We start from the raw sequence: 4313 nt of genomic DNA, 5'->3' as shown, positions 1-4313 counted from the left end.
CTGTAAAAAATAAGCTAAATTCTAATAATGAAGATTTAAATATTGACCTTGATTTTGAGAGCATCCATGATTTTAATCCAGACAATATTATAAATCAAATCCCTGAACTAAAAAAACTCTTGCAGCTTAGAAAAGCTTTAGTTGCACTAAAAGGTCCTATGGGCAATATGCCTGATTTTAGAAAAGCGGTTTTAGAAGCTATAAAAGATGAAGATAGTAGAAAACAACTTCTTTTAGAGATTAAAGACGAACAAGATAAGGAATAAAAATGTCTGAAACTAAAGTTAAAACTCCTATCATTGAAAGCATAATGCAAAGGAGTAAATATTCAAAAGATGACGAGAGTTATAGTGTTGTAAAGCAAGGAGTTGCTGAGTTTATTTCAAACATAATAACAACAAATAATGCCGAAGATAAAATAAATAAGCTCGCACTTGATGAGATGATAGCTCACATCGATACCCTTTTATCTGCTCAAATGGATGAAATTTTACACAATAAATCTTTTCAAGAGCTAGAATCAACTTGGCGTGGAATTAGATTTTTGGTTGAGAGAACAAATTTTAATGAAAATGTAAAAATTGATCTTTTAGACGCCACAAAAGAAGAAATTTTAGATGATTTTGAAAATAATCTAGATATAACTCAAAGTACACTTTATAAACAAATTTATTCAGCCGAATATGGACAATTTGGTGGTGAACCAGTTGGTGCGATAGTGGCTGACTATGAGCTAGATAAATCAAATCAAGATATGACTTTTTTAAATAAAATGTCATCAATTGCTGCAATGAGCCATTCGCCACTTCTTACATCTCTTTCTGCTAAATTTTTCGGACTTGACAATTTTGGTGAGCTTGAAAATATAAAAGATCTAAAAAGCATGCTAGAAGGCCCACAATATACAAGATGGAGAACTTTTAGAGAAAATGAAGATGCAAAATACACAGGATGTATGGTAAATAGATTTCTTACAAGATCTCCTTATGTGCCAGAAGATAACCCTATAAAGAGCTTTAATTATAGAGAAACTGTAAATAATCATGATGATATGCTTTGGGGCAATGGAGCTTATGCGTTTGCTACAAGGCTTACAGATAGTTTTGCTGATTATAGATGGTGCGGCAATATTATTGGGCCAAAAGGTGGCGGTGCCGTAAAAGATCTTCCAACTTATACTTATGAAAATTATGGAAGCGTCCAAACAAAAATTCCAACCGAAGTTTTGATCACAGATAGAAGAGAATTTGAACTTTCAGAAAATGGATTTATCGCTCTTACTTTAAGAAGAGATAGTAATAACGCTGCATTTTTCTCAGCAAACTCTGCGTTAAAACCTAAAATTTTCCCAAATACTCCAGAAGGTAAAGCTGCTGAGACAAATTTCAGGCTCGGAACTCAACTGCCTTATGTGTTCTTGATCTCTCGTTTGGCTCATTATCTAAAAGTGCTTCAAAGAGAAGAGATAGGTACATGGAAAGAGCGTAGCGATGTTGAGCGCGGCTTAAATGAATGGCTAAGACAATACATCTCAGATCAGGAAAATCCACCAGCAGATGTTAGAAGTAGAAGACCATTTAGAAGCGCAAAAGTAATCGTCAGTGATATAGCTGGCGAGCCTGGATGGTACAAAATAGAGCTTTTGGCTAGACCTCACTTTAAATTTATGGGAGCAAATTTCGAGCTTTCTTTGGTCGGAAAACTAGACAAAGAGTAAGCTTACTATGTCGCTGATAGATAAAATTTTATATGAATTTAGTGACGAATCAAAACTACGTCCATATTTTAAAGATCTAGACAGCGACATAAAAGATCACATTGATACTATCTTAAACTCTAGACTTGGTAACTACGGCCGATTAAATGATAGTATTATTGATCTTTGGTCGATGGGTGTTGAGATAAACGAGCTTGGTCATAAACTTGGTATGGCAATATATGAATTAATCAGCTCAAATGAGAATAGAATAGAAGTAACATCTATCGGATACGATGACTCACTAAAGCCTTGGCGTATCATCTTTAATATAAACTACAAGCATAAAAATGATAATTTTAAAGAGTATTTGCTAAAAGTTATTTTTAAAAACAATAGATATTGTGAGATTTTATAATGGATTATAATGAAAATAATCTAGCTTATTTTCAAAAAGAGATGGCATATCTTGATGAAACAAGAGCCCTTTTTATTAAAAATTTTCCAAAAGTAGCACCCTTTTTAGATACTAAAAGCAAAGATCCTGATGTTGAGAGTATAATAGAAAATATGGCTATTTTAACATCGAGGATCAGGCAAGAACTAGATGAAAATATCCCACTAATCGCTGAGTCTTTAGTAAATATATTAATGCCAAGCTATACAAATCCTTTTCCATCAGTTTGTATGCAAGAATTTACATTAAGAGATGACTTCTCTGGGGTAAAAGAATTTATACCAAAAGGAAGTATAGTCGAGTCAAAGCAGATCAATGGCGTAACGTGCAAATTTCAAACAATCTTTGACATAAATTTGCTTCCCTTAAAGATAACAAAAGCTTTTATGTCAAACAATAAGAGTGATTATCTTCTAAATTTAAATATAAGCGCTACAAAGGACGAGCTTAGTACTAAAGAACTTGATATAGACTTTTTAAATTTATATCTTGGAGATAATGTTTACTTCTCTTCTACACTCTTAATGTGGCTAAAAAATTACTTGAAATTTATTACAATAAGTTTTGAAGATAGCGATCAAGAGATAAAGTTAAGCCCTGATAAACTTAGTTTAGATGAGTTTGATGAGCGTTTGATAAAGAGTGATGAGTTTGGATTTGAAGCATTTGAGCTTTTAAAAGAGCTATCATTTTTTCCTTCAAAGTTAAATTTTGTGCGATTAAACGGCCTTAGCTTTCTTAAAAATTTTTCTACAAAAAGCTTTAATATTAAATTCATATTTTCAAAAGATATGCCAAGTGGATATGTGCCAAGGCTAGAGTATTTTTCTCTTTTTGCTACGCCTGCAATAAATTTATTTGTAATGAGTGCCGAGCCTATTTTAAATAACAATAGACGAAGCGAATATAGAATTTTTCTAGATCGCTCAAATATCGATGCTTATGAAATCGTTTCAATAAATAAGGTGGTTGCCCATAGTAGTAATAATGAAAAAAGGATATTAAAAAACTATAAAAGTTTTGAGAGATTTGAATTTTTAAATGATGAGCGAGCAAAAGATTATTATTTTGTCAGTAATAAAATAGATATAAAACTAAACTCATATAAAGAAATTTCTTTTTTTAAAAGTGACTCTAAAGATCAAACCATTAGTATAGATGCACTTTGTTGCAATGGCGACTTGCCTTGCAAACTAAGACTTGGCGAGATAGATAGAGTGCTATCTCATCAAGGTGTAACAACTAAAAATTTAACCATTCCAACTAGCGTAAAGCGAGTAAAAATAGATGGAAATCTTCTTTGGAAACTAGTTAGCATATTATCTTTTAGCTATCAAAGTATACTAGAGAAGGGCTCTTTTTTAGCACTTCTTAATACCTTTAGCACACCAGATGATGAGTTTTTTAAAAAATTTGCAAACTCGCTTTATGATATAAAAACAAAGCAAATTTATAGAGTTGATCAAGGCTTTGCAAAAAGAGGGTTGCTATGCATATTCTATATAGATGAAAGCGAATTTGAGAGTATTGGAAATGTATATACTTTAGGTATAAATTTGGCTAAATTTTTATCAAAATTTGCCTCAATCAATTCATTTTGTGAACTTAAAATAAAGTGTATAAAGAGTAAAATTTTGCTTAATTATGACTTCTTGGGCGGTACAAAAAAATTAATATGAGCAAAGAACTAAATCAAGCTTCTTTTTTTAAATTAGTAAAGAACTGCCTAAAGCACCAAGATAGAAGGGATATTTTTTTAAAAAATAGCCCAAGTTTTGCTTATCCGATTAATGAGCTTGAGAGCTTAAATAAAGAGGACATAGTAAAAATCGTCGTAAATTTTATGGGTCTTTTGGGAAGTGGCTCGCATCTTACGAGCTATATTTTAGAAAAGATCTCAAAGAGTAGCGATAATAATTTCGAGAAATTTTTTGACTTTTTTGACAATTATTTGCTTTGGCTTTTCTTTGATAGCATTAGTTTAAAAAATTATGCAAGATCCTTTGAAAAAGAGCTTGATGATAAAATTTCAAAGATTTTATTGGATATATTAAATATAAACAATAAAAAATTAGCAAAAAAATTCTTACCATTTTCTCCGCTTATTATTAGCCAAAGAAGGCCTAAAAGAGAGATTGAGTTTGCCTTGCAGCGTCATTT

Annotated in this window: 5 protein-coding genes; all 5 read left to right on the top strand. The window is 31.4% G+C overall.

The window, feature by feature from the left end; all coding sequences use genetic code 11:
* Window positions 1–266, top strand: a 266-nt coding sequence (locus F3H01_RS06900) for a type VI secretion system contractile sheath small subunit (protein WP_149725131.1), incomplete at its 5' end; no start/stop codon positions are given.
* A gap of 2 nt (window positions 267–268) precedes the next feature.
* Window positions 269–1717: a type VI secretion system contractile sheath large subunit gene (gene tssC, locus F3H01_RS06895; RefSeq protein WP_054195919.1), complete on the top strand. Its 1449-nt coding sequence runs from the start codon at window positions 269–271 to the stop codon at window positions 1715–1717.
* A 7-nt stretch (window positions 1718–1724) separates the two neighbouring features.
* Complete coding sequence (locus F3H01_RS06890; RefSeq protein WP_054195920.1) at window positions 1725–2114, top strand: GPW/gp25 family protein; 390 nt, start codon at window positions 1725–1727, stop codon at window positions 2112–2114.
* Complete coding sequence (gene tssF, locus F3H01_RS06885; RefSeq protein WP_149725050.1) at window positions 2114–3832, top strand: type VI secretion system baseplate subunit TssF; 1719 nt, start codon at window positions 2114–2116, stop codon at window positions 3830–3832. The genes F3H01_RS06890 and tssF overlap by 1 nt, the downstream gene beginning before the upstream one ends.
* The coding region (locus tag F3H01_RS06880) for a type VI secretion system baseplate subunit TssG (protein ID WP_149725130.1) at window positions 3829–4313 on the top strand (485 nt) is incomplete at its 3' end. The genes tssF and F3H01_RS06880, both read left to right, overlap by 4 nt.

The sequence above is a fragment of the Campylobacter concisus genome (assembly GCF_902460875.1).
GTDB classification, from domain to species: Bacteria; Campylobacterota; Campylobacteria; order Campylobacterales; family Campylobacteraceae; genus Campylobacter_A; species Campylobacter_A concisus_AA.
This window is presented reverse-complemented; position numbering and strand designations above follow the sequence as displayed.